The organism is Amycolatopsis cihanbeyliensis (genome assembly GCF_006715045.1).
Taxonomy (GTDB): Bacteria; Actinomycetota; Actinomycetes; order Mycobacteriales; family Pseudonocardiaceae; genus Amycolatopsis; species Amycolatopsis cihanbeyliensis.
The window spans coordinates 5,287,317-5,310,225 of sequence record NZ_VFML01000001.1 but is presented as its reverse complement, the minus strand read 5'-3'; the positions used below and the strand labels follow the sequence as shown (position 1 = coordinate 5,310,225).

Annotated in this window: 24 protein-coding genes; 4 read left to right on the top strand and 20 right to left on the bottom strand. The window is 66.7% G+C overall.

What is annotated here, in order from left to right; genetic code table 11:
* Positions 1-34: 34 nt before the first annotated feature.
* The 20 genes from FB471_RS24345 to FB471_RS35300 all read right to left on the bottom strand — a co-directional run bounded on the left by FB471_RS24345 (position 35) and on the right by FB471_RS35300 (position 19,622).
* Entirely contained in the window at positions 35-871 is an 837-nt protein-coding gene (locus FB471_RS24345; protein ID WP_142000679.1) for a hypothetical protein, read from the bottom strand.
* Positions 868-2,211 carry a hypothetical protein gene (locus FB471_RS24340; protein ID WP_211358123.1) on the bottom strand — a complete coding sequence of 448 codons (1,344 nt, stop codon included), beginning with the start codon at positions 2,209-2,211 and terminating at the stop codon, positions 868-870. The genes FB471_RS24345 and FB471_RS24340 overlap by 4 nt, the downstream gene beginning before the upstream one ends.
* Before the next feature lie 187 nt (positions 2,212-2,398).
* Positions 2,399-2,563, bottom strand: a complete 165-nt coding sequence (locus tag FB471_RS34235) for a hypothetical protein (RefSeq protein WP_170220919.1) — start codon at positions 2,561-2,563, stop codon at positions 2,399-2,401.
* Positions 2,560-3,690: a helix-turn-helix domain-containing protein gene (locus FB471_RS24335; RefSeq protein ID WP_142000677.1), complete on the bottom strand. Its 1,131-nt coding sequence runs from the start codon at positions 3,688-3,690 to the stop codon at positions 2,560-2,562. The genes FB471_RS34235 and FB471_RS24335 overlap by 4 nt, the downstream gene beginning before the upstream one ends.
* Positions 3,668-4,465 (bottom strand): hypothetical protein, encoded by a 798-nt coding sequence (locus FB471_RS24330; protein ID WP_211358122.1) that lies wholly within the window; start codon positions 4,463-4,465, stop codon positions 3,668-3,670. Before FB471_RS24330 ends, FB471_RS24335 begins: the two co-directional genes overlap by 23 nt.
* A gap of 512 nt (positions 4,466-4,977) precedes the next feature.
* Positions 4,978-6,249, bottom strand: coding sequence for a hypothetical protein (locus FB471_RS24320; RefSeq protein ID WP_142000676.1), 1,272 nt, complete (start codon positions 6,247-6,249; stop codon positions 4,978-4,980).
* Positions 6,250-6,509: 260 nt separating this feature from the next.
* On the bottom strand, positions 6,510-7,445 hold the full coding sequence (locus FB471_RS24315) for an aminoglycoside phosphotransferase family protein (protein ID WP_211358121.1): 936 nt from the start codon (positions 7,443-7,445) through the stop codon (positions 6,510-6,512).
* 48 nt (positions 7,446-7,493) lie between these two features.
* On the bottom strand, positions 7,494-8,156 hold the full coding sequence (locus tag FB471_RS24310; protein WP_142000675.1) for a dTMP kinase: 663 nt from the start codon (positions 8,154-8,156) through the stop codon (positions 7,494-7,496).
* The gene (locus tag FB471_RS24305) at positions 8,150-9,001 is read right to left on the bottom strand and encodes an inositol monophosphatase family protein (protein WP_142000674.1); all 852 of its coding nucleotides are present in this window, start codon (positions 8,999-9,001) and stop codon (positions 8,150-8,152) included. The genes FB471_RS24310 and FB471_RS24305 overlap by 7 nt, the downstream gene beginning before the upstream one ends.
* A 21-nt stretch (positions 9,002-9,022) precedes the next feature.
* Entirely contained in the window at positions 9,023-9,559 is a 537-nt protein-coding gene (locus FB471_RS24300) for a P-loop nucleotide/nucleoside kinase family protein (protein ID WP_142000673.1), read from the bottom strand.
* Positions 9,559-10,011 (bottom strand): nucleoside 2-deoxyribosyltransferase, encoded by a 453-nt coding sequence (locus FB471_RS24295; RefSeq protein WP_142000672.1) that lies wholly within the window; start codon positions 10,009-10,011, stop codon positions 9,559-9,561. The genes FB471_RS24300 and FB471_RS24295 overlap by 1 nt, the downstream gene beginning before the upstream one ends.
* A 25-nt stretch (positions 10,012-10,036) precedes the next feature.
* The gene (locus FB471_RS24290) at positions 10,037-10,738 is read right to left on the bottom strand and encodes a 7-cyano-7-deazaguanine synthase (protein WP_142000671.1); all 702 of its coding nucleotides are present in this window, start codon (positions 10,736-10,738) and stop codon (positions 10,037-10,039) included.
* Positions 10,735-11,478: a dTMP kinase gene (locus FB471_RS24285; protein WP_170220918.1), complete on the bottom strand. Its 744-nt coding sequence runs from the start codon at positions 11,476-11,478 to the stop codon at positions 10,735-10,737. The genes FB471_RS24290 and FB471_RS24285 overlap by 4 nt, the downstream gene beginning before the upstream one ends.
* Positions 11,468-12,166 (bottom strand): 7-carboxy-7-deazaguanine synthase QueE, encoded by a 699-nt coding sequence (locus tag FB471_RS24280; protein WP_246076557.1) that lies wholly within the window; start codon positions 12,164-12,166, stop codon positions 11,468-11,470. The genes FB471_RS24285 and FB471_RS24280 overlap by 11 nt, the downstream gene beginning before the upstream one ends.
* 17 nt (positions 12,167-12,183) lie before the next feature.
* Positions 12,184-12,630, bottom strand: coding sequence for a 6-pyruvoyl trahydropterin synthase family protein (locus tag FB471_RS24275; protein ID WP_211358120.1), 447 nt, complete (start codon positions 12,628-12,630; stop codon positions 12,184-12,186).
* Positions 12,627-14,696, bottom strand: coding sequence for a hypothetical protein (locus FB471_RS24270; protein ID WP_142000668.1), 2,070 nt, complete (start codon positions 14,694-14,696; stop codon positions 12,627-12,629). Before FB471_RS24270 ends, FB471_RS24275 begins: the two co-directional genes overlap by 4 nt.
* Positions 14,693-15,358 carry an HAD-IA family hydrolase gene (locus tag FB471_RS24265; protein WP_142000667.1) on the bottom strand — a complete coding sequence of 222 codons (666 nt, stop codon included), beginning with the start codon at positions 15,356-15,358 and terminating at the stop codon, positions 14,693-14,695. The genes FB471_RS24270 and FB471_RS24265 overlap by 4 nt, the downstream gene beginning before the upstream one ends.
* Positions 15,355-17,193 carry a non-ribosomal peptide synthetase gene (locus FB471_RS24260; RefSeq protein ID WP_142002404.1) on the bottom strand — a complete coding sequence of 613 codons (1,839 nt, stop codon included), beginning with the start codon at positions 17,191-17,193 and terminating at the stop codon, positions 15,355-15,357. Before FB471_RS24260 ends, FB471_RS24265 begins: the two co-directional genes overlap by 4 nt.
* Before the next feature lie 303 nt (positions 17,194-17,496).
* Positions 17,497-18,405 (bottom strand): bifunctional diaminohydroxyphosphoribosylaminopyrimidine deaminase/5-amino-6-(5-phosphoribosylamino)uracil reductase RibD, encoded by a 909-nt coding sequence (gene ribD, locus FB471_RS34630; protein WP_211358118.1) that lies wholly within the window; start codon positions 18,403-18,405, stop codon positions 17,497-17,499.
* Positions 18,402-19,622, bottom strand: a complete 1,221-nt coding sequence (locus FB471_RS35300) for a helix-turn-helix domain-containing protein (RefSeq protein WP_246076556.1) — start codon at positions 19,620-19,622, stop codon at positions 18,402-18,404. Before FB471_RS35300 ends, ribD begins: the two co-directional genes overlap by 4 nt.
* 503 nt (positions 19,623-20,125) lie before the next feature.
* Here FB471_RS35300 and FB471_RS24240 point away from each other — a divergent pair.
* The 4 genes from FB471_RS24240 (at position 20,126) to FB471_RS24225 (ending at position 22,829) form a co-directional block, all read left to right on the top strand.
* Positions 20,126-20,464 carry a hypothetical protein gene (locus FB471_RS24240; RefSeq protein ID WP_142000665.1) on the top strand — a complete coding sequence of 113 codons (339 nt, stop codon included), beginning with the start codon at positions 20,126-20,128 and terminating at the stop codon, positions 20,462-20,464.
* A 190-nt stretch (positions 20,465-20,654) separates the two neighbouring features.
* Complete coding sequence (locus FB471_RS24235) at positions 20,655-21,221, top strand: SAV_915 family protein (protein ID WP_170220917.1); 567 nt, start codon at positions 20,655-20,657, stop codon at positions 21,219-21,221.
* A gap of 18 nt (positions 21,222-21,239) precedes the next feature.
* On the top strand, positions 21,240-21,575 hold the full coding sequence (locus FB471_RS24230) for a hypothetical protein (protein ID WP_142000663.1): 336 nt from the start codon (positions 21,240-21,242) through the stop codon (positions 21,573-21,575).
* 12 nt (positions 21,576-21,587) lie between these two features.
* Positions 21,588-22,829, top strand: a complete 1,242-nt coding sequence (locus FB471_RS24225) for a hypothetical protein (RefSeq protein WP_142000662.1) — start codon at positions 21,588-21,590, stop codon at positions 22,827-22,829.
* Positions 22,830-22,909: the final 80 nt, after the last annotated feature.

Below are 22,909 nucleotides of genomic sequence, written 5' to 3'. Positions count from 1 at the left end.
GGGTGTGGTGTCACCTCGGGTCGGTTTCGCGCAGTTAGGGGACGACCCGTTCGCTGAGTGTAGTGGTAAACGAAATGCAGGAGGCAACCACCGTGGCCGCATGAACCGACCGTGAGCGTCCTTGAACAGCCGTTCCGTGCTGATGCTTCGCTGCGGTTGTCGACGCGGGGCAGCTAGCGAGGGATCTGCCAGATCCGTTGGTTCGCCGGATCCCAGCGTACGGCGGCGGTCCACAGGTGTGGCAGTTCGGTACGTCGACAATCTGCGGATGACGAGGCTGTCCGGGCGCTGCCAGCATGCCGTAATGATCGACGAAGACGGTGCGCTGGACCAGCGCGGTGGGCTGCCACCGCGGGTCGCCGACGAGGATCACGGGAACGGAGTCGGGCGGCAGCTGCAGCACGGGGTTGTCGGGTGGCATAGGGATGCGCCACTCGCGCTCGTGCAGCCAGTCCGATCGGTTGGTCCCAGCCTCGAACCGTACGGCCCAGCCGCGCAGCTCCGCGGGCAGCGTCGCCAGTTGCTCGGTGCGGGCGTACCAGACGGGCCCGCCGCCGAGGTCGTACACGGTCTGCCGTCGCAGGAGCAGACCCCACGGCGGCCACTGACGATGCGATAGCAGCCAGCGCAGATGCTCCAGCGGGCTCTTCGACAGGCACACCATCGGCGAGTCAGAGCCGAACGGAGCGTAGCCCCGGATTTGACCTTCCCACAGAATGTTGTGCAGCCGCTGCCACGGCTGTAGATCCCGGATCGTCTGGTGCACCGTCGGCGTCATGGCTGCGGAGCTCGGCCGCCCGCAGAAATGGATCAGGAACTCGAACTGCGCCGGGCCTGCGGCGCCGAGCAATCCCGGCGGCTGCACCGTCATCGGACCTCCCCGGCTGCCGCGGTTGGGCATGACAGCCCGCTGAGCACCAGGTGAAGCGCCCGCCCGATCACGAGACCAAGGTCCTCAACGAACCGGGCGAGGTCTTCGGTGGTTTCTCCATGGAGGAGTGTCATCGATCGACGGACGGGGTGGTCGCCATGAACTTCCGCGTTCCGCAACCGGTACGCCGCCCTGACGAACCGCTCTACCCGCTCGCGTCCGACGTTCAGCAGCGGGTCGTCTGCCAGGAGCTGTCCGGCGTTCGTAGCCGCGGGTGCGCCTTTCTGCGGCCCCTTGATCCCGTGTCGCTTGAGGAACAGGGCTTCGCAGCAGATGACGAGGTCCTTGAGCCGCTCCTCTGGCTGGGCCTTGGAACCGGCGACCACGAATTGACGCAACGCCACCTGCAACGACCGGTCCTCTCGAACTACTGGATTCCCGAGCATCTCGTATACCTCGCGTACGGCCTCGACCTGCTCGTCGGTGAGTACCTGCGTCGGCCGGCTGATGTCGGCCGCAACCACGGTCGGCAGGGCAGCGCTTCCGTCCACCGTCGGAGGGAAGTCGTCGTCGTGCTGGGCATGGATCGGACGCGTGGCCACAACAGAGCCACCGCACACGATCCGCAGGGCGGTGACCAGCCGCTGTGCCGGCTCCTCCAGCCTCGGGAAGTCGGGAGCTTGCGGCTGCTCGGGCATCCCCTGCTTGTACGACCGCACCGGGTAGCCCTGCTCCCGCATCACGGCCCACTGGTGAAACCGGGAGACCTGCACGCTGTTGGGGCCACCGCTGAACTCCGCCGGTACCGCCAGGACCTGGATGGCCCGGCTGACCTGGCGGTCAGTCATCGGGCCCAGGACCACACCATCGGCCAAGGCGATGTCGGCCATGCTCGACGTAAAGCCGTTGAGCGGGACGAACTCGACGAACCGAATGGTGTCGGCCCGCAGGCCAGCATCCAGTCGGTTGAACTGGAGCTCGAACGCCGCCTCGTCGAACTCGTACGAGCGGCTGGCAACGATCATGGGTTCGAGCAAGTGCTCCACCAAGAGCCAGTCAAGCGGTCGCTGATTCAGCGAGAACTCGGTGCCGACCATCGTGTCGAGACGAGTGCCCAGGACGGGATCCGCGTCGATCGCCTCGCGAACGGCGGTCATCTCGGCGAAGGTGCTCAGCCAACCGACGACGGTGACGCGCTCGGGCATGTGCCAGGCATTGGGCCGCAGGGCGACGAAGGACTCTTGGCCATACCGCCACCAGTTCCGCAGGTCCGCCATCGCGCCAACCCGCGGGGCGCCGTCGCGCTCCGCCAGGTCGCGCAGCGCGGCAACGACCAACATGGCAACAGCGTTTCGGATCCTGTCTCGCGTAGGTGACTGCATCGGCCCTGTACCTCGCCGTCGATGTCCTGCTCGCGGAGGATCGGTCAGGCGCGAGCAGGACAGTATACAGTCGGCGTCCGCTGAGAACACGCGAAATCGGCCCGGCGCGTCGCCTTGCCGGCAGGCCCCGGAACGCGGCGGGACGTCATTCTGCCTCGTCGGCAGAGGACAGCGCCGGGATGCACTCCGCGTGTTTGCGCTGGAGGTAGGCACGGCTGGTCTGGTCCGTGGAGACCAGTTCGAGCGCCGAGCGGAACGCCTGGACCCTGCGGTCAGCCTGCAGCTGGCGGGCGAACCTATGCACGCTCACCGTCCGATACGGCGAATCGTCGCCACGTTCGTCTCCAACGATGCATCATCCGCTTGACGGGATGGAACATCGGGAGTCGGTGCGATCGATCGCAGCATGGTCGGCGGGACGGCCAGCGATTCGGCGGCAGGACGGTATGGCCGTGGACCGAATCGCCGGCTCAGCAATGTCCAGAGCAGCAGTGGTGCTTCCCGGCCGACAGGCACCGGTTCCTGCTTGCGCCAGCCCTTCGAGGAGAGCTGCACGAACAGCGACCTTCTGCGGGTCTCACTCAGAAGATCGAGGGCGAACCCACGCTGGATCAGAGCCTGCATGGACACCCCCCACGTAGCCTTGAGCCGCGCGTACTCGCGCAGCGTGTTCTTCTCGGAGAGATTCTCTTGAGCCCGCACTCGGGGCATCAACAACGCACCTGCGAACCGGTCGGCCTCCCGCTCCGGGTCGGTGGCGCGAGGGCGGAAAGTATGGAGCACGAGATGCCCGACCTCATGCGCGAGAGTGAACCTCTCCCTGTCGCCCTGACTGCCAGGGAAGTAGCCGATCAAGGCTGGCTCCCCGACACCGCCCCAGTAGGACACGCCGTAGTGGCCGCCCGCCACCGGCTGCTCTTCCGGATCGTCACTGAGGATGAACGGAGCCACCGTGATACCGGCCCGCTCCAGGACCCGAGTGAGGTGCGGAATCGGCTTGTCCGGCGCGAGCCGGAGGGCGTCTCGAGTCTGCGCTGCCAGGTCTTCGATGTCGTCCTGCGTGAGTTCGTCCACGGTGGCGTACGGGAGCGGCGGAGTGGGGTAGCGTTCGCTCACGAGCAGGGCTTCGTTAACCCGGTAGCTCTCGGCGTAAAAGGTGTGCACTCGCCGCGTCAGCACCTTGCTGGCCGAAGCCCGCTTACGGAACCTCAGCGAGTCCAACGGGACAGTGGATGGTTGGACAGAGAAGAACGCCAAAGGGGTATCGGTCGCCTCTGCGATCGCCCGCAGTCCGTCCTCGGTCGCATCCCGCGCCGCGGTCTCCACCTGGGAGATCCACGACTGTTTCACGCCCGACATCTTCTCCAGCTGCTCCTGAGTAAGCCCGAGCAGATCCCGCAGGGTCCGCAGTCGCTCACCCGGTGAAGCCGCCAGCATTGAGATCGCCCTCTTCCTCCAGGGGCAGGTCCAGCCCCAAGCCTTCGTCAGTGGGTTCGAACGCCAGGTGCGCCAGTTCGTCTGCCGTGGCAGGCAACTGGAAGTCCAGGTCGGCCTGGTGGTGCGAACCCCACTTCCACTCCTCGATAGTGCGTACCACCCGGAAGACCGGTGCCGCAGACTTCGGATCGATGCGCCACAGGACGAGCAGCCGGTCATTCGGATCGCCGAACAGCGTGATCATGCCAGTCAACGGCGGATTGCAGTAGAAAGCCCGGCGCGCCTCGTTGCTCCCGGGCGGCGGAACCACACCACCATTGGGTGAATGCAGCATCCGCACCCGGTAGGAGCCATCGGTCAGCCACAGCGCGCCGTTCTGCGCATGATTGCCAGACAGAGCCCATCCGCCGAGGTCGTCGCGCAATTGCCGGAGTCGGTGGTAAGCGAACGCACGCACTGTGTGGGTCGCGTACCATCCGTAGTCCGACTCGTCGTCGAGTTCGGCCATCAGCACCCGACGTCTCTGTTCCGCGTAGGTGAAGGCGTCGTGCATGGGCTCGCACAGGCCGAGCATCGCGGCGCGAACCCGTTCCACATGGCCATTAACCATGAACGTGATAATATCACACCCATGATTAAGGATCGTGTCGTTGAACACAGGAGTGTCGGCGACCAGCCCCGGGTCGTGGTCATGCCGGGATCGCCAGACCGGCGAAACCCGCTCCAACGACTGGCTGGAACCAACGAGTGTCAATGGCCAGTTGGACTTCCCCATAGGCGGCCAGCAGTTCGCCCCGCTGATGTCCCGGACCCGATCTGTTAAGGAAGTCCTGGACCCTCACCGTCAAACGAGGTCGAATGATCAAGAAGCTACTTCGGATGGGGCGCTGGACACGACTGGGTTCGGTATCTACCAGTGGGTTGTCGAGCGCGCCTTCGTACTGCTTCACTCGGCTCCACCGCCTGTGATCGGCTTACCGTGCGCGCATGCCAGCTCATCGGCCGGGACGCGGTGTCACGCTGCTGGCAATCGCCCGTCGCGCCTGCGGTGGGGTCGCCGTGTTTGGCTGCAAGCTCATCCCCTTGGTTGTGGTGCTGGGGCTGCGGTACGGGGGACGCGGCGGTGTCGGTACCCAGGATTGCTGTGCGTGCTGCGTGGGCGAGGATGGCTTGCGTGCGCGCGGTGAAGCCGAGGTGGTTCCAGTGGAAGATGGTCGCGTAGCTGATGACCTCGCGTAGCCCGCAGGCCACGCCGAGCTCGCATCGGTGTCCTGACCGACTTGACGGTCAGGTAGCGCTGTCGGTGATGATGGCCCGCAGCTCTTCGATGAACTCGGGGGGCTGACCTTGGTCACCCCAGAGTGCCGTCGTGCTGGTATCCCACAGTCTGCCGGGCACGGTCGTGGGCGTGAGCATGACGCCGAGGGTGCAGTGTTCCCAGTCGCCGACAGCGGTACTGTAGTCGTGGTGCAACACCTGCGTCCGAAACGCCAAGGCGTGTTTGGCTTCTTCGGAGAGCTTGGACGCGACGATGAAAACCAAAGGATCGAACTCGCCCGGGTTGGGGATCACCGTTCGGCTGTGGACGAGCGTTCCGTCGCCCTCGTGCTGTGCAGCGGCGGACTTCATGAACTGCATCAGCGTGCGGCCGAGTTCGGTGCGGTTGCCGACCGGTAGCCCGTCCAGCGCGGCCAGCATGAGCAGGCGATCCGTTTCCCGGCCGTCGGGAATCGGGGTGTTCGCCACATCCTCCATGATCATTCGAAAGAGGACGTGCGCAGCGCGGTCCTCGTGGCCGACTGGTTCGAGCGGGGCCCGGACGGTCGAGGCGATCGTTGTGGGCTTCGCGTCGACGAGGGGCGCTACTGCCGGGTCTACCGGATCGGGCGTGGCGGCCATGTCGGCTAAGGCATATTCGTGGTACCGGCGGGGTTCGCCACCGAGCTCGACGAAGTCCCCTCCCCGGGCCGCGCGCAAAAGGTATGCGAGCACGGCCCGCGTCGAGCGCAGGTGGTCGAACAAGAACTCCCAGTCCCGGCGAAGCAGGACGATTGCGGGCACCTCGGTGGAGGCTGGAGATAGTTGGAATCCACCCGGCGGGTCTGCATGGTCGACGATGACCACGGTCAACCAGGTGTAATCCTTACCGTCTACGGGCACCGTGCGGCAGCGAGCGTTGGTCATGTTCGCGCTGTTGCGCATCAGGCGGCGCACGGTGCCGCTACCCTGGCTTAGCCCCTTTTTGACGTTCTTACGTAGCCAAGACAGCTCGCGCTTGGTGTCGTCAGTGGGACCGGTGCGGCTCTTGGACTGGATGACGGCCGCGTGGTCGCCGACGAGCACCAGCCCGTCGCCGAGTTCGCGCACACTGGAGCCGACGCGCTGCTGCTCCGGCAGGAACACGAAGTCTGGCAGGCCCCAGGTCGCTGCTGCGTCCCGGATGGCATCCTCGGCCGCGTAGCCTTGAGTCTCGCCTTCCGGCAACGGCGAGGCGCCCGGGATGTGGCGGATCGCGGTGCCGACGTCGGTCTCGATCACCAGCGTGAGCGTCTCGGCCAAGGCGCCTCCTTCACCGTCTAAACGCCATTGCACCACCAGCTTGCCACGTCCGCTACCGGATTCTCACCGGGCACGAGCGGGCTGGCAGCACATGGATGGATCACGATGAGGCATTGTGTATCCGCGTTTGAGCCGTAGCGCATTGCCACACCCGCTTACCAGCCTGACGCGACATCCTTCGTCTCGGCGCCGGGTTCGTGAGGGACCAAGTCGGCACTATCGGGGACTGTCAGTTTCCTCTGACACACCCCACCATCGTGTCACAGGTAGTCGTGGTTCATGAGTTCTCGAACCCGTTTGACCTGGTATTCGAACTCGTCAGCTCGCTTGTTGCGGCGTTTCCACAGCACGCTGAGCCAGCGGAGTGCGACGGTGCGCTGGGCGGCGAGGAATCGCCGTCGGGTGGTGTCGTCGTTGATCCCGAGATCGGGTAGCAGCGAGATCCATCTTTCGTCGTCGATGGCGTGGGCGCTGGGGTGTTCGACCAACTCGGCGGCGTCGTAAGCCGTGTCGCTGTAGCCGACGAACTCCCAGTCCACCACGCGGACATCGGGTTCGTGCCAGAGCCAGTTGAGCAGGTTGGAGTCACCCCGCGAGAAGATCCTCGGCGCCGGTTCGGCGAGGACCGCGGCGTCGTCGTGCTCGTGCCAGGCGTCGAGCAGCGAGCGCATGTCGGCGGTGACAGGCTCGTCGGCGTACTCGTCCAGCTGGCCGGGCCAGACCTCGATGATTCGTTTCATGTAGGTGGTCGCCGAGTCGACGCGAGGTATGTCGACGAACGGGCCCAGTGGGAGCTCGCGGAGCGAGCCAAGAACTGCGACGACCGCGGGTAGGGAGCTGGTGGGCTCCGCGAGTTCGGGCACCGGCTGGCCGGGCACCATGCTCATGGCGACCGCGGGAAGCTCGGGGTCCGGGTCGTGCCACAGCGGTCGCGGTGCTGCGGTGACGCCGCAGGCGGCGACGTGCGTGAGCGCCTGGTACTCGCAGGCGGCACGGTCGCGCTTGTCGGTGCGGTAGAGCTTGAGGCAGACCTCGCCGTCGGGGCTGTCCCAGGCGAATACCCGGTTGTTGCGGCCTCCGGTCAGGGGCCGCAGCCGCAGGCCCGGAAGGGCCTCGTCGAGCAGGCTCGGGTTGTGCCGATGGAAGTGGCGCAGCTCTGCGAGCAAGCCGGTCGGTATGGCGGTGGTGTGTGGCAAGGCAGGTCCTCGGACTGATCGTGGGTGTGGGTTCGGACAGTGTTGTGCCTACGCCAGCGAAGGCGTTGGTAGCCGGCTACGCAGCTGGGCGTAGACCAGTTCGTGCAGGCCACCGGGATCCTGACTGTGGACGTCGATGCGAATCACGGTGGGATCGTGGCGGGCCAACTCGCTGTACGCGGCATCGACGTAGGCCAGGAATGCCCGGTGTTCGCCCGTGAGGGTGAGGTTGTCGCGGTGGCTCCAGCGGTCCACGGCGATGGGCACGGGCGGTCGAAGCCACACGGCCAGGTCTGCCTCGGGACCGGTGAGCGCGCTGAACGAGCGCAGCCAGGCGATAGCGTCGTCGACGGGCACGTCGTGGTGACGCATCAGCGAGGCGAGGCTGTAGCTGTACATCGTGTGGGCACCACGGTCCTCGATGAGGACGTCGTGGCTGGTCGCCGCGGGCTGGATGTGGGTGGCGACGATGTGCGTCCGGACCGCGGCGGCGAGGAAGGTGTCGAGCAGGACGTCACCGTACCGGAGAAACGGGTCGCCGGAGGACGCGAAGAGTCTGACCAACTGCTGCCCGGTGGCGTCGTTGTCGAGGGTGACCAGGTCGGGCAGGTGGGCGACGCGGAGCCCTTCGGCCCGGAGTCGTTCGGTGAGCAGGCGGGCTTGGGTGGTTTTGCCTGAGCCGGGGAGCCCTTCGAAGCTGATGGTCAGCATCGGATCTCCTCGGGCCGATTGCTCGGGGGCGTTGGGCCGGGCCAGTACGGGGTGTCGCGGGCGAGGTCGAGGATGGGGACGATGCTGTCGCGCAGGCCAGGGGTGACTGCGATGGCGCACCGGGAACGGGTGGTGTGTGGGCTGCCGTCGGCGTCCATGACGAGCGCGCCGGCCTCGCGGGCGATGACGGCACCGGCCGCGGTGTCCCAGGTGCGGTTGCCGAGGGTGACGCTGGCGTCCACGGAGCCGTCGGCGACGAACGCCAGGTCCACGGCCGCGGAGCCGAGCCGTCGGAGCCCTTGGGCCTTCGTGGTGAACTCGCGGTCAAGGGCGAAGGAGAGCAGGTCGCGGACGCGGGCGCCGGGCCCGCTGCCGTAGTCGCTGAGGGCGAGCAGGGCTTGAGACAGTTCCGTCGTGCCGGACACGTGGAGCCGGACGTCGTCTCGGTAGGCGCCGCCGCCGTGGGTGGCCCAGTATCGAGGGCCGAGGAAAGGCAGCGCGATCACGCCGAGGATCGGCTGTTCGTCGTGGACCAGGCCCAGCGCGATCGCGTGGAGGGGCAGGCCGTGGGAGAAATTGACGGTGCCGTCGATCGGGTCGAGCACCCAGTAGGTGGTGCGGTTGCCAGTGGCGCCGGTCTCCTCGCCGAGGAAACCGATGTCCGGGGTGTTCTTGGCCAGCATGGCCAGGACGAGGCGTTCGACAGCTTCGTCGGTGTCGGTGACGATGTCCCGGTCACCCTTCTCACGAATGTCGGTGAAAGGGTGGGCCAGGACGTACTCGACGGCCTTGCTCACGGCGTCCTGGGCCAAGGGCAACAGAGCGTCGGCATCAGGTGGGGGCATCGCGGTTCCTCGGGTCGTGGTTCAGGCGAGCGCAGCGCCGGTGGGGACGGTGAGGTGGCGCAGGCAGTCCTCGACGGAGGTTTCGACGGGGCGAGCGGTGTCGACGAGGAGTTTGGGTGTGGTGATCGGTTCGGCGGCGGCCCGGAATTCCCAGTACAGCTCGGGCGTGCGGTTGGCGGCCGGATGCTGTCCCGCGGCGAGGTCCTCCTTGAGCCGTGCGATTGCGAGTTCGGGGTCGCAGTCGCACTCGATGACGAACAGGGCCTGTCCGAGGTCGGTTGCGGTCTGGCGGAGTGTGTCCACCTGGTAGGCGCGGGTGTACGTGCAGCCGTCGATGAGCACGACGGTGTTCGGCTCCTTGCGCGCGAGCCACGCGGTCGTGAAGTACATGAGGTCGACGCAGAAGTCGTCTTGTTCCAAGGTGTACTCGACATGTAGTCCGAAGTGGGCGACGCGTACTTCGTCCTTGTTCAGCACGATCGCGTTGAGGTGGGCGGCGAGGGCGGTGGCGAGGGTCGTTTTGCCGACTCCGGGCAAGCCGGCCATGGCGATCATCATCAGGCGACCACCGTGGGGAGGACGAGGAAGTACTGGTTGATCTCGGCGACGAGCTCGTCGAGCGTCGACGTGGTCACCGTCAGGATCGAGTCGATCATGAGGTTGTTCGACTGACCGACGAACCGACGGGTGTCGGTCTGCAGACCGAAGCAGGGCTTACCCCACGCATAGGCGAGTCCGAGTTCCACGCAGGCGCCTTCGTCCGGCACGCGGCCGTCCAGCAGCATCACCAGAAGGTCGCATCGACGTACGGCGTTGACGTCGGCGGTGAACAGGTGCTGGCGTACCTGAACGGGATCAGCCCCGGCGGCTACCATCGCGACCCCTTCGCCGCCGTCCCGCTGTGGGAGGTACGTGTCGATGTCTGCGGCGCGCAGCGCGGCGTCGACCGCGAGGTTGAAGGTCTTTTCCGCCTCGCAGAACAGTGGGGCGGCGATGTAGGCAGTGAGCACGGTTCTCCTGCGGATCGGTACTGGGTCAGGCGTCAACGCCGACGGTGGACAAGGCGGTGAAGAACTCTTCGGCACGGTGGTCGGGGTAGGTGCCGTCGTGCATCGCGGTCAGGTAGTAGCTCTGGACCTCGTCCCATTCCCACGGGTTGGTCTGGAACTTTGCGTCGGTGATTCCGTTGTTGACCAGCGAGATCCATCGGCGTAGGCAAGCGCTACACCGTCCACAGTGAAACGGTGAAGTGCCGGGGTTGAGGCAGGAAAAGGTGTTCAGCAGGTCCTCGACCGGAAGCCCCTGGTCGAGGTACCAACGGACGATCTCGGTCTTGGTCATGTCCCAGAACGGACTGTCGATGCGGATTTCCCTGCCTGCGTAGGTGGAGAGGAACGTCGACATCTGGGCGAACGCTTCCGGGTTCTTGTCGGCGGTGTGATCGCCTTTGACCCCGATACACCAGATGACATCGGCACGATGGGAGGCGAGCATCGCGAAGTAGAGGTTGCGCAACGGGATGATCCCGTCTGGCCGTTCCCACGCTGTCAGGTTGAGCTCACGGCTTGTGGTCAACGTGATGTCCCAGCGGCGGCGCAGGGTTTCGATCGCGCGGTACTCCTGGCTGCAGTAGCGTTGGCCGATATCGAAGAACAACGCTTCCGGTTTGCCGAGGTAGTGCCAGGCCGGAAAGCTGTCCAGGCCGGCGGAGTACAGCAGGATTTCCTTGGCGCTCATCGATTTTCTCCGGCGGATGCAGGGATGCGCAACAGCTGCTCAGTTCGCGCGGCGATCTCGGTGAGCACGTCGCGGGGCTCGCGGTCGCCGATGGTGATCGGCACGATGGTGTGTGGGTGTTGCTGGGCGACCCACCGCAGGCTCGCGTCGTAGGAGGGCAGGAACAGCTCACGTTCCCGCGATCCGGACTTCGGCTGGGCAACACCGCGGGCGCGGGTCCGGGCGACGGCGCGATCGCGCGCTTGCTGCCACGGTTGATCCAGGTGGAACGCGAGGTCGGGTTCGCGCAACCACGGCCCTGTCACTGCCCGCCACTGCGCCAGGTGAGTCTCGCGGGGCACGCCGGGGTGCTGCTCGGCCAGGACGGTCAGCGCGTAAGCGAGCTTGGTGTACAAGCCGCGGTCGAGGATCACCACGTCGTGGCCGGCCAAGGTGGGGGCGTAGTGGTGGACGTGGTGGTATGCCTCCCGGCACAGCCGCAGCAAGACGTCGACGGTGGCGTGGTGCGGCTGGTCGTAGCCGCCCTCGCCGTCACGGCGGCGCAGCGGCTGCGTGTCCAGGTAGTCCGAGAGTTCGTCGATGAACCCGCCGTGGAGCCCGTCGTGTAGGACCGTCGTCGTGAACCCCTGGTCGGTGAGGTGCTCGGCCAGGCGGCGGGCGTTGGTGGTCTTGCCAGCACCCCAGACCCCGTCCATCGAGACCAGGCGACCGTAGCGGGAACTCAGGAGATTAGCGGCCATGTGCGTTCTCCCAGAGCTGGACATGCAGGCGCGTGGTCAGGCCCCAGCCACGCTTCAGCGCCGGTTCGGCCAGCGCTTGCAGGCCGGACGTCACCGCGTCGCGGGTCGTGCCTTCGGGCATCAGCCACACGCGCCGCAGGCCGTAGGTGTCGACCAGGTGGTCGGCCTCGGCGAGGTCCGCCTCGCGGTGTTCGGCGGTGATGACGAACTTGAAGACGGTGTTGGTCTGCGGGAGGGCGTTCAGAGCCTCCGGCACGATCCGGCGTTGCGCCGGTATGCCGCTGCTGGCCAGCTTGGGGCTGACGTTGAACTGGACCTGATCGAGCCGCACATCCTGCACTGGGACGATCGTCCCGTTGGTCTCGAACTCGACCCGCCGACCGGCTTCCAGCAGCGCAGCGACCAGCGGGACGAGGCGGTACTGCTGCAGCAGTGGTTCGCCACCGGTGATCACCACGAGGTCGGTGTCGTAGCTCAACACCCAGTCCGTCAGGTCGGCGATCGACTGCCAACTGGTGTGCTCGGCGAGGTTGAAGCGACTGTGGTCCCAGGTCCGCGGTTCGTCACACCAGTCGCAGGTGAGGTTGCAGCGGGAGGTACGGATGAAGATCGCAGGCTGGCCGCAGCTGGGGCCTTCGCCTTGGAATGTGGGGCCGAAGGTTTCCGTGATCAGCAGCGCATCGCGCAACGGTAGGAGTGTGGTCGTCATTGTGCACGCCTCCGGTCGGGGCGAAATTCGACTCGGTTCGCCCCACCCTCGGAGACGACGATCGACTCCAGCCGGGCCCCGAGCCGGGTTTCGAGGTGGCGGATGCACCAGTCGGCGAGGAACGCGGCGAGCAGTTCGGAGGTCGGCGGGGCAGGTAGTACCTCGTTGAGGTCGCGGTGATCGAGTGTGTCCTCGATGAACGCGCCGAGCGGGTTGAGGTCGGCGAAGTCCGCGACCCAGCCGGGCCCGACCAGCCTGGTCGAGCTGAGCGTGACTTCGATCGTCCAGGTGTGGCCGTGGTTGCGGGCGCACCTGTGTCCGTCCGGCATTCCGTCCAAGTGGTGGGCGGCGGCGAAGTCGAAGGTTCGTGTGATCCGGTAGCTGCCGGGTGGAGGTTGCCAGGCAGCGGTGACCGGGCTGGGCACGGTGGCTGAGTGCGTCACGTTGTCTCCCTCGTTTCGGAGGCAAAGGCCGGCGCGGTTGGTACCCGCAGCTGCAGCAAGCTGACGTGGAACCGGTGACCCCAAAGGATCCACAGCCGATGGAGGTCGGGCGCCAGGTCCGGCGGCACGGGCACCGACAGGACGTGATGCTCGCCAGGGCGCGCGGTGCAGGACTGCTGGGTAAGGGCCTTGAGGCCGGCGCGGTCTTGCAGTTGCACCGCCAGGAGGCCGATGTCCGGCGTCTCATGCGAGATGGGCGGGATCGCGACGGTGACGTCGGCGACGCCGCCACGATGAAGCATGTCGGGTCCGTGGACTTCCACGGACTGAAGGGCCGGGAAGTGTGCGCTCGGGCCGCACCGGGGACAGGTGATGGACACCCGGTCGCCGAGCCCGGACATCGGGCTGGCGAGTTCGGTGCGTGTCCGAGGCGCCTGGCAGCGCCAGCAGGCGGTGTCGGATACAGCCTGGTAGGCGTAGTGGTTGGCCTCCAGCGCCTCCCACAAGCGGAAGGCCCCTGCGCGGGCGAGCACGCTCTCGTGGAGCGCGGCGACCCAGCCCAAGGCGTGCTCACGTAGCGCTACGTGAGGCGGTTCGGTCGGCGCGCCGCGCTGGGTCCGTCGATAGGTCTGGGCCTGCCGGATTCCGTGCAAGGCGAGTCGTCTGGCGTCGAGCCGGTGCTGCTGCATCCGGTCCAGGCATGCCGACAGCACGGTCCGACGTTTGCTGGTGTCGGTCATCAGTGCACGCAGGGCGTCTTCGAGGTGGGAGGCTTCATCGCAATCGGTGACCCACTGGGCCAGCTCACTCACCGTGGTGGTGACCTCGGAGGCCGCATCCCAGATGCGCAACGGGTCGGCGGCTTCGGGAGGTGCGATCGCGCCGTCGCGCGTGAGCACCGCGGACACGGGTCGGCCGGCGCCGTCGACGATCGCCGGAAGCACGGGCCACTGGCCATGTGGCCAGCACACGGGGATCATGGGCGGTCTTGTCGCCGGTTGGGTCTGCTCAGGATCTCCCAGGAGGAGGTAGGCGCTCGGGCGGCCTCGGCTCGATGCGTCCTGGGTCAGCCAGGCGGCTACAGTGCCGTTCGGCACGCCAGACGCAAGCAGGTGTGCGACGGTGCTGGACTCCGTCGCCGAGGTGTCGGTGTCCTGCCGCAACAGGCCGATGATCGTAGCTGGGAAACCTTCCAACGCCGCCAGGGCGAGAGTGACGTCGGACGGAAACTGCTCCTCGGGATTCAACGTAATGCCGTTGCACACGAACAACGCGAGTGTCCGGCACTTCAGGTCCCGGACCAGAACCGGCTCCAGGACCCCGCGGCCACCTCGGCAATGACCGTTTGTGCAGCCATCCAACATCGGGTTGTGGTCGAGCACGTGCTCCCGATCGCCGGACAGGCCGCACAGGATGTACGAACCGAGGGGGACGTGCGAACCGGTGCCGTGAGCATCCACCACGATGCAGCGCCACGTGCTGGTCAACGCCTCCGCCAACGCTGGACGGTCCGTCCCGTTCACCAGTGCGGTCCCAGTGGTCCCGTCGAAACGCACATCGGCTTCGGGCGTCGGTGCCGAGCCGTGTTGATCAGCGACGATTTTGGCCAACGAGAAGAACATTCCGGCCTCATCGCGCCCAGTGAGTACGCCCGCCTTGACACCCTCGCCGTGCCATGACTGCAAAATCGGGTGCAGTGCAGCGAACGTGCAGTCTGCGGGCGCCGCCACCAGCAAGAGGCTGGCGTCAGCAGGAACAACGAGGGTGGAGACCGAAGGTACGTCTGGCACATGACGGTGGGTGCGGCCCAACGCCGCTGCTGCGGTCTGCCCGATCTCCGCCGTGTCGCCGACGCTCACGACGATCCGTTGCGGGTCGCAGCGTCCCGGTGTGAATGCCGAGAGGTCGCCGTAGCTGTGCAGGACGCGGGCCCACCGCCGGGCACGCTCCTGGTCGGCGGGTAACACGAGCGGCACGACGCCGGTGCCAACGAGGCCAGCAGCTTCGGTCACCGCAGTGATCCATGCGATGCCCGCAGGCAGGTCGGGGGCAGCGTGGGTGTTCATCGCACCTGCCCAAGCGACACGTCCGGGGCCGGAGCGAGGTAAGTCGGCGGCAGCGGGATGCCCGTCGCGAGGAGGAACTCGGTGAGCGCCTCGATTCCGGTGAACTGCTCGGCACGCATCCCGACGAAACGGGCGGCCAATACGTTGGTCATCTTGTCGTCGATGAAGATGACGTCCTCCGCTCGTGCGTTCAGCTTGTCGAGCGCGATGCGGTAGATCAGCGGCGACGGCTTGACGACCTGGACCTCGGCCGAGTTGACCACCGTCACGAACAGGTCCATGAGGTGGTGGCGTTCGAGATCGCGGCGCAGCGACGTGGTGTTGTTGCTCAGCAGGCCGATCGGCGTACCACTCGACTGAACCCGTCGCAGCAGTGCGACCATCTCGTGATCGAGCGCACCAGGGTCGTCGTCCCACCACGGGATCGCCGCTTCGGCGCACGGACCGTACTTCTCGACGAGTCGCGTGGTCACCTCGGCCAACCATTGCTCGTGTGTGTAGACGCCGAGGTTGGCCAGCGTGAACTCCCGGCCGTAACCGAGTTCGCGAATCGTGCCGGCTGGCAGGCCGGCCGCCTGCTCACCACGCGCGCGGCCATGTCCAGGCCAATGACGGATGACGCCGTCCAAGTCCATGAGCAGCGTCGGGGTTGCCCTCGTCACGGTGTGTCCTCCCGGTTGGCCAGGGTGCGGGAGAGAAGCTCGGGTGTTGGGTCGGCGACGAACTCGGTGATGGTGATCGTGGTGCCGAAGGACTCGTTGATCTGGTGCAGCAGCTTGGCCGCGCCCAAGGAATCCCCACCGTCGAAGAACTCGACGCCCTCCTCGGGCGGCGATCCGGTCGCCTCCGTCCACCAACGCGCGATCTGGTCTGGCAGGTTCGCGGCGCCAGCCTGGGTCGTGGGCTGTGTCGATGCAGCGTTGTGTGCCTTCAGCGCGGCCATGTCGGGCTTTCCGGAATCGGTGATCGGCAGGTCGATATGTAGGTAGATCCGCGTGGGGACGAGCGGTGCAGGCAACTGCTGCGCCAGATGTGTTCGGAGGTCCGCGACCGTGATATCGGCGCCAGAAACCGCGGCGTGCAGCACGAGCACCTGCCGCTCGTGGCCCTCGGCAGTCGCCAAGGCCGCGGTGACGCCCGGCAGCAGCAGGGCGGCCTGCTCGACCTCGCCCGGCTCCAGTCGGACGCCGCCGATGTTGAGTTGCCGATCCGCGCGGTCAACGAACACCAGCTGACCGTCCGGGCGCCGGAACGCCAGATCGCCGGTCCGGTAGAGCCGACGGATCCGGCCGTCGATAGCCACCGGTTGGAAAGCCGCCGCGGTAGCTTCGGGGAAGCCGTCGTAGCGGGCAGCCAGCCCTACACCACCCAGGTAGAGCTCACCGACCTGGCCATCTGGAACAGGCAGGCGTCTATCGTCGAGCAGCAAGTCGTCGACGCCGTCCACCGGACGGCCGATCGGTGTCGGGCTCTCCAGCGGTGCTCGCGGGCAGACATGCGTCTCAATGGTCGCCTCGGTGGGCCCGTAGGCGTTCGCGACCTGGTGACGTTTGATCCAGAAGGCATGCCGAGGAGCATCGAGGCGTTCTCCGCCGAGGACGATCAGGCGCAGCGCTGGCAGGTCGACTTGTGGCAGCGCGGCGAGCATCGTCGGGGTGCACGACATGACGGTGATGTCGTGCTCGGCCAGCCAGCGTGCCAATGCTGGGCCCGGAGTCCGGCACGAGCCCGCCGGGATGGCCAACTGCGCACCCGCGGCGAACGCGAGCAACGTCTCCCACAAGATGACATCAACCGACGGCGCTGCGAGTTGAGCGATCTTGTCCGCCGAGTCGATTTCGTATATCGCCCGCAGGCTCGCGATGCGATGAGCCAACCCGTCATGTTCCAGGACCACCGGCTTCGGCGTCCCTGACGTGCCGGACGTGTGCAGTACACATGCCGCAGACGGCGGCCCGCCCGGAGAGACCTCAACGTCATCGTGGACCGCGGTCATCTCGCTCGGCAGTACGACGCGTTCGAGGTGCTCCGGCCAGATTCCCGCTGCATCCGCTGTCGCGGTAAGGACGTAGTCGGTCGAAGCAGCGATCCGCCGCAACCGGTTCGTCGGATATTCCATATTGGACAGAATGGGTACTGCGTGGGCGCGCCATATGCCCAACAACCCTACGGTCCACCGCCAACCTGGCGGCACGCCCAGAACGACGTATCCGCCAACCGGACATTCCGCGGCCCGCAGTGCACGAGCAACCGCGCCCGCATGCGCCCAGAGTTGCTGGTACGTAAGAGAGTCTTGGCCACCTCGGACAGCCAGAGCATTCGGTGACCGCCGAACAACGTCCAACAGGTCGTCGATGATCGTCACCGCGGATCTCTCCAATGGGTGGGTCGTTGCCGTCCTGTCCCCGGTTCGCCCGATCTGGTCACGACAGGGAAACCGCGGTCCGAGCTCCTGCGAAACGACATCCTGTACATGCCCTTTGCCGCCGTTGGGCATCGCGGCGATGAAGGATCGACCGGGCATCTGTCACCGAGTTCATTGGAGCGGTCCATGGCTGGTGGGCCGTGCCGAAAAGGCGAGGGGCCCTTCTCGACACAGCCTCAGTAAGTCAACCGATAACGGCCCGTAAGCAGCCAGAGCGCCCAGCCGGCGACGATGAGGCGTCCATACGGCGGCGCGCCGTTGACCTGCACAGACATCACTCGGGAGCGTCGAGCGGTTCCCCCGATCAGGCCAACGATTCCGTCCGAATCCTCCGGACGAGGTCGGATCGGCGAGGCGTTCAACCCCTGGGAGGGGCTACTCAGCCTCGATTGACGACCGTGTCGATCCCTCGACAAGCACACCGGCCCGCAGCCGCCTGATCGACCTGATGCTGAATGGTGAAAACAGGGGAAGGTCGTGTTCCGACGGCGACGAGGACGCAGCGGGCGCGGTGGTTGCCAAGAACATCGCGACGTCTTCGACCAGGCGGAGCGCGGCAAAGGGGCGGGCAACGTCAGCGCCACAGTGCAGTAGCACGGTTCGTGCGCCAGCGCCGTACAGTGTCGACAACGCCGTTTCCGGCTCGGTAACGGGCACGAAGCCCGGCAGTTCGACCGCACCCTGGCCGTGGCCACCTGCCAGGCCCTCTTCCACCCGCCCGTCGCCGTACAGCACGGCGTCGACCTGATAGCGAAGCCCACCTTGTGCGAGGACCTCGTCAGGCATCGGACGCGGATAGCCGTCCGTGATGTCGCAGGCCCAGGTGACGCTCGGTCGGCCTGTCTTCAGGGCTGTCAGCCACGGACGGAGAACAACGAGCGCTTCGTCGGCCAACACGCCGACCTCGACCGCCAGGCCGGAATGACGTAGCCGGGCTGCCCCACCGATGCCGCGCGACGTGGGATCCATGACCGCGATCAGCACTCGCGCGACTCCCGCATCGATCAGCGCTTGGTGGCACGGCGGCGTACGTCCATGGTGATTGCACGGCTCCAAGGTGACTGCTGCCGTTCCTCCACTAGCCAGCGCGCCGGCCGCGGTCAGCGCGTGCACCTCGGCGTGCGGCTCGCCTTTGCGCAGGTGATAACCCTCGCCCACCGGTCGACCGGCCGAATCGAGGATCACGCACCCCACCGGCGGGTTGGGACTGGTCGTGCCCACGCCCCGTGCGGACAAGGCGATCGCGCGACGCATCGCGTCGACCTCAGTAATGGGTGCGTTCATGCGCTCGTCGCCGGAACGAGTTCCTCAAGCAACTGTTCGACTGATCGGAGATGGCGATGTCGCGTGAGCCGGCGGCCGACCAGCGCGACGGCCTGCTCGGTACGCATCGAGCCGGAACTCCGCGCGATCGCCAATGCTTCCCGGCCCGCCTGCGCTGCCTCGTCAGGTTGCCCGGCCGCCAGGTGCGCTTGAGCGAGACGGCTGCACGCCACACCTCGATCACGCCGGTAGACAGGTGGCAGCGCCGGTAGGGCACTCTCGTACACCCGCAGGGCCTGCTGGGGTTTCCCGAGCGCGGTCCAGCAGTGTGCTCGCTGCAACTCCAGGTACGTCTCGCTACAGAACGACCCGTGACCTCCGAGAGCCGTGCCCGCGCTGTCGCGCACGGCCCACTGATGAGCCAGGTCGACGGTGTGGTGACTCCTGAACTCATCGCCAGCCAAGGCATAACCGACAGCCTCCTGCTGAGCGATCGCCGCTCGCATTGGTCCCGGCAGACGATCGCGACCTCGGCCAGCGGCTTGGGCAAGACCGATCGTTCGCTGCGCGTCGCCCTCGGCGGCGGCGTGCTGGCTGCGCCGGAACAGTGTCCAGGCCAGGAGCAGGTCGTCGCCAGCCTCGTGCGCCCACTCCATCGCGCGCCCCACCCAATGTGTCGCCGCATGTTGCTGTCCGGCGTCCTCGTGGAGCCAGGCCAGCGACTCTGCGTAGGTGGCGGCAAGCTTGACCAGTTCGAGTCGTTGCCAACCGGCAGCCGCCGGGAGGAGGTCCTCGATCACTGTGAGGTGACCGTGTACGGCGGTCAACGCGAAGCGTGGACCCAGCAAATTGTCTGTGCGAACCAGCGCATGCCATTGATCGCGAAAGTAGGTCAAGAACTCGTCAAGGTGCTCCGTCGACGGTTCTGACAGCCGAGTCGGCGGCCCTGATGGGCGCGCAGGGACAGGCGCTGCGGGCGAAGGCCCATCAGATTCGGAAGCGCTCGATACCTTGGACGTGTCGTGCTTCCGGAGCGGGTTCAGCAGCTCATCGAGCTCTGTAAGCGATACCTGAAGCGCCGTCGCGAGGTCGGGGCGGCGCCAGGGCTGTGGTGTCAGCGTTCCCCGTTCCCACCGGCCGACGGTCGACAGTTCGGTCCCCAACTGCTGCGCGAGCGCCTCCTGGGTGAACCCGAGCGCCTCGCGGCGCGCCGCGAGGGCATACCGCTTCGCCACCATGGCCCGTCTCCTGGTCACAAGCTGACAGGTTAATCGAACTCACGATACCGGTCCGCCATTCGCCCTGGTCAGCCGACTGGCCTCGGCAAGGCGGTAGCTATGGCGCATCGCGGACGGCGTCAATGACGATCACCACCTCACGATCCCTGACCCGGTTGCCAGCGCATCGGTGCCAACGCCGCATTCACGCCTCACCACCGCCCCATACGCGCTCTGGCGCCGGACTGTCCGCATTGGTCTGCTGATCGAGACCGGCCCGTTGTTCGACCTATCGGCCGAGGCGGCACGAGGCCCTGCGTAGGTCATCGACACGGCACTACTACCCCGGTACGCGACTGTTCGCACCCTCGGTCTCAATACTGCTCTGAACAGGTGAGGAGATGGCTCCGTTGTCCCGTGAACTGAATACGGTGGGGACACATTGGCATGTCTACGCATGTGTGGGTGTGCCGAAGGCGGAACCAACGGCACGAGCACGAGCGGCACGGCTGGCGTGCGCCCCCTTGGCTGAGCACGCAACGGCGTACGATGTGGCGCGCTGGATCGTGGACTACGTGCAGCGTTTTCCAGTCGCCTGGGTTTCGGTGTGGTTCGAAGAAGATCATGAATGGCGCCTCGTCGGCGCAAGCACCGATCGGGCGATGTTGCGTCGTGAGCTGTGGTTGCGTGCCAAGTGGGACATGAGCCTGTACGTCTACGGTCGGTATCCCCTGGCGCACCGGAAGCCGCGTTCGGCCCGCGACCGCTATGCCGTCTTCGCCGAGGCCGTCGACGACCGCGCGTGTCGCGGCGCGGCGGGTGCTCAACACCGCGCCGGTGGTGACGGAGAAGCGTCCCGGTAGCCACGCTCGGGCCCGTATCCCCCCGGAAGGGGGTAGCGCGCCGCGCTCGTCCTGCTACGATCCGTCGGTAACTACGGGGAGCCAGCAGGGGGAGAGGGTGAACCACGGACGACGTGGCGGCTCTGCCACGCCTGGATTTGTTCGTGTCGATGACCTGCACGGGCTGCTTCCCCAGTCAATGTTCGTTCTGGTGCTGCCCGCGGATGCGAACGGACCTGGCGGTGTCGAGGTCCGCGAGACCCGCCGCAACGAGTACGCGCTCGTGGCGTACTCCTCGATCCGCAAGCTGGTTGACGCGTGCGGCGCGGGGCAGCCGTGGGTGCGGCTTACCCGCGAGGCTGTGGACGACATCTGCGCCGATCACGGTGTGAGCGTCATAGCGTTGGATCTGCCGTTGCCGGAGGGTCACCGCTATCCGGATATCGCGGAGCGGGAGAAGCCCTACCTGGAGCCGCTCGAAGCCGATCCCGCGCTGGGCGAGTTCGTGTACGTGCCCTCCCGTCCGATTCGTGCGGGTGATCGTCGGGTGCTGCTGGAGTTGCAGCCCGATCATGCGGGCAGGCCGTTGTTACTGGCCTACACCTCGCCCGACATGTTGGTGGCCGGGTGCGGGCCGTATCAGCCCTGGGCGGCGATCCGGGCGGAGGATCTTGAGCAGGTGGCGCGGGAAAGCGGGGCGTACGGGGTGACCTTCGATCCGATCTTGGCGGAGGAGTCCAGGCACATCGGCCCGGTCAACGACTGGAGCCGGCACTGACGACACAGGGAGACACCGATGACCAAACCCAGCGGCGGCTACCACTACACCCCGGAGGCTTTGTCCGGGATCGCTGGCCACCTGCGCGAGGCGGCTAGTCTGTTGGATGGCGCTACCGGTGGCCAGCCGCCAGTGGCGGACGCGGGAGCGTCGTCAAGCCTGGTGGCGCGGGCCATGCAACAGTTGGTGCAGGTCGGGGTGGTCGTCGCATCCGTTGCTGATGGCAGCGCGGAGAAGGTGCACGTGGCCCAGGGCAGCTACGACGACATCGAGAACAACCACGCCGGCCAACTCAAGCTGAACGAGCAGCGCGACACGCCCGAACGACGGCGCCAGGACGGTGTGCACGGATAGGACCAGCACGCGATGGGACAGGCACTCAACACCACGGTCAACGGCAGTTCCGGCACCTGTGTCGAGGCGGCGGACTGGCACGACAAGCTCGCCAAGGCCGCACACGACGCGGGCGGCGAGGTGGCGGCAGCCCGCACCACCTCCGAATCTGATTGGAGCGGCCCCGCCAGCCACGCGTTTCAGGACTCCATCCGCACGGTGGACAGGACCGCGCACGATCTGGGGGACACGGCGACCGCATACGCCGAGGCACTGCGGGAGTTCGCCGCCACACTCGACTCGGTGAATCGGCAGATGCAGAGCGCCATCACCAAGGCCATCGGTGGCGGGTTGGAGGTGGACGGGCCGATCATCCTCGCGCCCACCAAACCGAACGTGCCGCGGCCCGGTCCTGGGCAGGTGGTGCATGGCCCCGACGGTGCCGGCGTCGTGATGAGCGAGTACCGCGCCGACCTCGACGCTTACTATGCCGCGCAAGCGGCGTACAACCGCAAGATCGCGGTGTATAACGAGTGCAAAGCTATCGTTGAGGAAGCACGCCGGGCCGAGGGAAACGCGCACCACACCCTGGCCGCCGCACTCAGCCCACCGGCTGGAAGCCAGTGGGACGACCTGGACTCGTGGTCCATCGGCAACACCGTCGCCTCGCGGGTCGTCGGGTACGTCTCGTCCTTCGAGAACCCACGCAAGGAAGCCCTCATGCACGCCCAACGCCTCGGCGTCGAGGCGAACTTCTACCGCCGGTGGGCCAACGGCATGGTCAGCGACCTCGACGACTGGCAACTCAAAGCGCTCCGCGAAGCGGGCGAGAAGGCCGGCGCCGGGCAGGCCGACTACCTCAAGCGCGCTAAAGAATACGAACGGTACATCAAGACCGTCCCGCAGTGGGCCAGAACCGTCGCCGCGGCCTATCCCGGGCGGGAGTTGGTGCACGCGCTTCCCGACGACGCCGGAGCCGGTCTGAGGGCCGCTCAAAAGGGCCTCAAGGCGCTTCCCTACGCAGGAAGCACCCTCACCGTCATCAACGAGTTCAGCGGAGCCATGAAGGGGGAGCAGTCCTGGGGCAAAGCAGGCGTGGACGCGGCGGCCAACATCGCCGGTGGCTACCTGGGTGCGGTGGGCGCAACCGCCGCCGTCAGCGCCGCCTACGGCTCACCACTCGGACCGATCGGCGCGCTCGTCACGGGCACCGTCGGTGGCATCGTCGGCGTCATAGGCGGGCAGGCCGTCGCAGACTTCGTTGTCCCGAAATAGGGTGTGGTCATGTCCGGAAACGATCGTCCCCCATGGATCGGGGAATCGCCCTCCTGGGCCGGGCCGGGTAAGCATGCGCT

Excerpts from the sequence above, each read along its gene's own strand:
- FB471_RS24330 (WP_211358122.1), bottom strand. The coding sequence starts at position 4,465 with ATGGGGAAGTCCAACTGGCCATTGACACTCGTTGGTTCCAGCCAGTCG.
- FB471_RS24345 (WP_142000679.1), bottom strand. The coding sequence starts at position 871 with ATGACGGTGCAGCCGCCGGGATTGCTCGGCGCCGCAGGCCCGGCGCAG.
- FB471_RS24290 (WP_142000671.1), bottom strand. The coding sequence starts at position 10,738 with ATGAGCGCCAAGGAAATCCTGCTGTACTCCGCCGGCCTGGACAGCTTT.
- FB471_RS35300 (WP_246076556.1), bottom strand. The coding sequence starts at position 19,622 with ATGGTGGCGAAGCGGTATGCCCTCGCGGCGCGCCGCGAGGCGCTCGGG.
- FB471_RS24335 (WP_142000677.1), bottom strand. The coding sequence starts at position 3,690 with ATGCTGGCGGCTTCACCGGGTGAGCGACTGCGGACCCTGCGGGATCTG.
- FB471_RS24225 (WP_142000662.1), top strand. The coding sequence starts at position 21,588 with ATGGGACAGGCACTCAACACCACGGTCAACGGCAGTTCCGGCACCTGT.
- FB471_RS24310 (WP_142000675.1), bottom strand. The coding sequence starts at position 8,156 with ATGCTGACCATCAGCTTCGAAGGGCTCCCCGGCTCAGGCAAAACCACC.
- FB471_RS24230 (WP_142000663.1), top strand. The coding sequence starts at position 21,240 with ATGACCAAACCCAGCGGCGGCTACCACTACACCCCGGAGGCTTTGTCC.
- FB471_RS24270 (WP_142000668.1), bottom strand. The coding sequence starts at position 14,696 with ATGAACACCCACGCTGCCCCCGACCTGCCTGCGGGCATCGCATGGATC.
- FB471_RS24340 (WP_211358123.1), bottom strand. The coding sequence starts at position 2,211 with ATGTTGGTCGTTGCCGCGCTGCGCGACCTGGCGGAGCGCGACGGCGCC.
- FB471_RS24285 (WP_170220918.1), bottom strand. The coding sequence starts at position 11,478 with ATGGCCGCTAATCTCCTGAGTTCCCGCTACGGTCGCCTGGTCTCGATG.
- FB471_RS24300 (WP_142000673.1), bottom strand. The coding sequence starts at position 9,559 with ATGATGATCGCCATGGCCGGCTTGCCCGGAGTCGGCAAAACGACCCTC.
- FB471_RS24305 (WP_142000674.1), bottom strand. The coding sequence starts at position 9,001 with ATGCCCCCACCTGATGCCGACGCTCTGTTGCCCTTGGCCCAGGACGCC.
- ribD (WP_211358118.1), bottom strand. The coding sequence starts at position 18,405 with ATGAACGCACCCATTACTGAGGTCGACGCGATGCGTCGCGCGATCGCC.
- FB471_RS24260 (WP_142002404.1), bottom strand. The coding sequence starts at position 17,193 with ATGCCCAACGGCGGCAAAGGGCATGTACAGGATGTCGTTTCGCAGGAG.